3 protein-coding genes and 2 pseudogenes are annotated in these 4,839 nt (G+C 34.3%); all 5 read right to left on the bottom strand.

The window, feature by feature from the left end; all coding sequences use genetic code 11:
- A pseudogene (locus DM84_RS04965) lies at positions 1-850 on the bottom strand (hypothetical protein); the annotation flags it as partial.
- A complete protein-coding gene (locus DM84_RS04960; RefSeq protein ID WP_250778802.1) occupies positions 772-1,512 on the bottom strand; it encodes a hypothetical protein in 741 nt (246 codons plus the stop codon). The pseudogene DM84_RS04965 and the gene DM84_RS04960, both read right to left, overlap by 79 nt.
- 110 nt (positions 1,513-1,622) lie before the next feature.
- A complete protein-coding gene (locus DM84_RS04955; RefSeq protein ID WP_250778801.1) occupies positions 1,623-2,330 on the bottom strand; it encodes a C48 family peptidase in 708 nt (235 codons plus the stop codon).
- 102 nt (positions 2,331-2,432) lie between these two features.
- Positions 2,433-3,923 (bottom strand): hypothetical protein, encoded by a 1,491-nt coding sequence (locus DM84_RS04950; protein ID WP_250778800.1) that lies wholly within the window; start codon positions 3,921-3,923, stop codon positions 2,433-2,435.
- A pseudogene (locus DM84_RS04945) lies at positions 3,824-4,839 on the bottom strand (hypothetical protein); the annotation flags it as partial. The pseudogene DM84_RS04945 and the gene DM84_RS04950, both read right to left, overlap by 100 nt.

The following is a 4,839-nucleotide window of genomic DNA, read 5'->3' as shown; positions in this document are numbered from 1 at the left end:
TGTTAGAGCCACCACCACTATCTATGATAACGTCACGATCATCGATTCCTGTAAAATGCTCAGAATAACCCATGCACAAGATCTCATCTACTTTGCTCTGCCTTCCAATATAATGGTAATTAAAGAGGTTGTTACTAACATAATCATCAATCAATAAACGATTATTTATTTTTACCTTTAATTGTCCATGGGCACTAGGTTTAAAACGATAATCAATCACACCTGTAACTTTATCTTTTGTTAATTGACTTAAATCAAGTATATTAGTAGAATTGCTTCCACTAATAATCTTACCTGAAAAATTAGGGTTATCTACAAGAACAAACCTATTTGCTACATTATTACCACCAGTTATCTTTGCTGTACCTGAGTGAATTAAAAAATTATTGTTCCACACATTACTTCCAGCAACGACACCGCTGTTTACATTTTGTAGATCGTAAACAATTGTCTTGTCTTTTTGCTTTATGTTTACTCTACCATTGTGGCTAATAACCATTGCATTTTCACAGTAGTACTTAGCTGTTGAAACTGAATTTTTAGTATCTTTTTCATAATCTTGATTAGTAATCTGTGGTAAACAAATCCTACTAGCACCTTTAATATAATTAGGTATAACACGCAAAAGATTGCTTATATTGGCATTTGTTCTATTCATCATAATCATTGCGTAGTCCGGACGAAGAGTATTATCATTTACTTTTCCAAGACCAACACCATAAGCAATAACACTATTAGGACCATTATTTAAAGCTTGCCACACCCCTTTAGCTAAACTATTAACTGTGTCTTTCCTACCTGCAAGATGCTGCACATCAGCTGCCATAGGTTGAAAAAAAGTGTACGCCAAAAAATACTCCAGTTCTCTCCATGGGTTGTATCATACTTTTTCTCATACTCTATGATATTGCTGACACCACTATAGATTCCATAACCTACCATGAGCCCAAACCCAACTGCAATACCAACTACCGGCATACTTGCTGCTGTAAGAGCAACACCAGAAACAAATGACACACCAGAAAAAGATATAGATGCTATATTATCTCTTATTTCTTTCTCTCCACATGGATTATCACTATTCTCTCTTTTTTTACAATCTACAAGATTACTTGCTGACATGCCTATATCAACAATATCAAAGACACCAGCTATAGCCCCTGCTGCACCTTTTGCTATTGTACTTCCAAATTTTACTCCTGCAACTTGAACAGCAAACTTTGTCTGCCTACCTAAAGTACCTGGTATAATTTTTCCCACAACCTTTTCAGCTGATGCCACAACTTTTGGAGTAATTTTAACCATTACATTCTCAATTGGTTGAGATGCAAAAGACCAGGCAATTCCACCTAAATTTAATCCACAATCTGTTGCTGTTCCATCTTTACAAGATACAATAGCTCCATGAATTCCTCTTATTAATTGTATTCCACCTGCAGCATTCATTAACCTGCTTTTTAATTTTGGATTTTTTATTAAACCGCTATTTTGCTGTGAAACGTCACCGTGCAAACCCTTAATACGTTCATTCTGAACATAGCGTTCATACCCTTGATCTCCAATGACCTTATCGAGTAAATACTTATGACTACCTTCAATACTTTTGTCTCCAATAAACTCGACTAGCTGAGCATTTTTTTTTCATCTTGACTATTTTTAACATAAGTTAGAAACTTTTCACTATCAATTATAGTTTTGTCTATATTATTCTCATCTACTTTTCCTTTACTAAACTTTTCCACATCATCCCTTGAAAATAAACAAGGATTAATACTTCTTTTGCTTCTACCACTTGGACTTACACAGCTGTTTAGGTTGAATTTCTTCTTAGGTACTTTTGTTTCAGCAAGTATAGCCTCATCTAAGTTAGATATACGTTGTGAATCTATACTTAATCTATCTGAAATATCTTTTCTCGTACGTATAAAATAATCTTCATTTCTTCCTTGAACTTGCAAATGGTTACGTATTTCATTAAGAATATTATCTCTACTTCCTTGCAACACGGTATTAATATCTCTAGCATTTTCTAACGCCCATAAGCCGCAATTATAACCATCTCTTTGTTGAGCAACAGAAACATCATTAACGGTAATTTTAGCTTGTTGTAAAACTTGACGAATATTACTTGGAATGCTATTGCCCAATGAGTCAGCATAGTATCCAACATAACGCCCATTTTGATGAGAGACGACTAACGTAACCCAATGATTATTATTTAGATTAACAATTAAAGTTAATGGCCTTCTTTCACCTCTTGTTGTTACGCTATTTTGAAACTGTTGCAATTGATTAACTATGTGCTCTGGTGATCCCACTGTTTCAAACAATGTGTCAGCTCCATCAATTCCATAACCATATTTTATTCTTGCAATATCAGCTATATCGTGTTGTTGAAGCCGATAGTCATAACGCCCTTCTGCTGTTGCAGACTATAATGTACTTAGGTTCTCTTCTTGTATACCCATATCTTTTAGTCTCTGGGTTACTTCTTGTATTCCTTCTAAATGTTTTCTCTTAGCGATGTCAATAGAGCTGTGCACTACCAGAGCAGGAACAAACTCATCACTCGTTAATATTAAAGAACCTTTATCCTTAGCCTTCGTATTAACAACTACACCCATGAAAAACATTTTATCACTGTCTGTTATTGTTTTCAGTGCTGCACCTTTAGCATATCTAATATTTTGTTCTTTTGTTAATTTATCAACTTCCTGTTTCAGCTGATCTCGATTTAAATTTTTATCTATAAGCTTAAATTCTAGTCCCATAGGAGTATATTCTTTAGTACCTTGAGATGAGGGACCAATACCTTGAATTACCATGTCGACGCGACCACCTGCTCCTACTTGAAATTCAGGTATGATTACAGTCTTAGAAGAAGTTTCCTGTAGCTTTAAATCGCTGTAACTACTAAATAAACCATTAAGAACAGCTTGTAATCTTGCTTCATTAGTAATCAAATCTTTTATAGGGTAAATCGCATCTGCTACCTCAGTAAGCAACCCTTTATAGGCTTGCAATGAAACCTCACCGTCAGAGGAAGTAGCATGTTGAGAAGTGATTGCTTGATCAAATTTTGCCTTTAACTCATCAGAACTGGGTATCTCAAGAAAATTACCTGTAAATTGCTGACCGAAACCACTTGGTTTATACTTGCTTATCTGTTCTATTTCAAAAAGGTCTTCAAAAGATAACCCTGTTTCATATTTTTTTAGACTCATTTTAATTTCTATGACATTTCCTACTTTTCCTATTTTAGGTATGTTCAGTACTGGAATTTTTTTATCAGCATAGAATTCTTTTGTATTGGATTCTCGCATATGAAAAATGAATGCTGTTTTTTCTTGCCCTTCATTACCTTGAACAAATATTAATGTCATAACCGGGCTTTTAGATAAAGTGTACTCTGTTCCCTGAGGCCAATTAAGCGGGTACTCATCATATGAGTATATATATTTTTTAATGTTACTTTGATCTTGACCAGTTTTGTTAATTAGAATTGATTGACCTAGTATGTCTCGACTGAAATAATAATGATCTTTTGTTTCTTTATTTGCTGGAAAAGTATGGTATTCGCTTGACAATAAATCTTTTACCTCTCGCTTAAAAACTTCCTCATAGGCTGATTGATTGTCCCACTTGCCAACTAGTTCGATAAATTCCTCCATCAAAGGAGCTGGTGGTTGTTTAATAGGTTTTACTTCAGTTTTAAACGGTTCCGCATTATCTAAATTCAACCCAACAGCGATAGCATTATCTGCATTGGTTAAAATCCTCATCTTATTTGGTCTAAAACCTTTAATATAGTCTTCAGCTTGCTTTAGTGCATCACTTGGAGTAACTTGCCCCTTACTTCCAGCCTTAAGCTCAATAAGAATTGGAACTGAATCAACAGCGCGATTAGGCCCACGAACAAGCAAAACAAATCAGCATAACCTCCACCAGCAAACTGCTCCAGATATAGTTTGGTATTATCACGATATCGAAAATTATCAAATACTCCTGCTACAAAACCATGTTGATCAGCTTCGCGAGCTCTATTGCCATAAACACTATCTTGTAAGTCTAAATTAGTATGAACTTTCTTAATATAATTTAGAATGGCTTTAAGATTATCCTGAACTTGACCTGTGCGTGAACCGATAAGCTTTTCTATATAACTTTCTAGATAGACAGATTTACCTAATTTCTTTGTCACTTTCTGAAACTTTACTGTAGGCTCGATAGGTTGGTCTAGAATCTTCTTTTTACTTTCTACCTTAATGTTTATTTTTTCATCTTCTCCGTCACTCTTTAAAGTATATCCCTTTGCTGATAAAATTCTTGATATTTCCTTACTAAAATCATCACTAAGGCTTTTATCTGAGTTATTTAGAAATTGCTTAGCTTTCTTTAAAAATTCATCTTGAGGTAAATAATGACCTTTTAATTCATCAGGATCAATTTGCATTGTTTGAGTATTGCCATATACATCCTTAGCTTTACACTCCAACGCGTTATTCTTCAGATATAGATATAACTTCTTCGATTTCACATCTTTGTCTGACTTTGGTCTGCTTTTTACTAACTCATATTTATCTTTTAGAATTTTTATCACATCAATTTGAAGTTTACGTTCGTCTAATGAAGTATAGTCTTTACCCATTACATCCTTCCACTCACCTGTGGTGAATTCAAAATTCTTAGTACGTGTTTGCGGAGAACTAGAATGTTGAGCTTCTATATCTTCAGTGAAAATAAAAACATGTGTTTTGGATTCTGTTTCTGCTACAACCTTTAAAGTTCTTGCTCCCTCAAAACGAAAGTGTAACTTCTTTATGCCTAACTTATCATTAA

The organism is Wolbachia pipientis (genome assembly GCF_023661085.1).
Classification (GTDB): domain Bacteria; phylum Pseudomonadota; class Alphaproteobacteria; order Rickettsiales; family Anaplasmataceae; genus Wolbachia.
The sequence above is the reverse complement of the archived record's forward strand: the minus strand, read 5'-3'. Positions and strand labels throughout refer to the sequence as shown.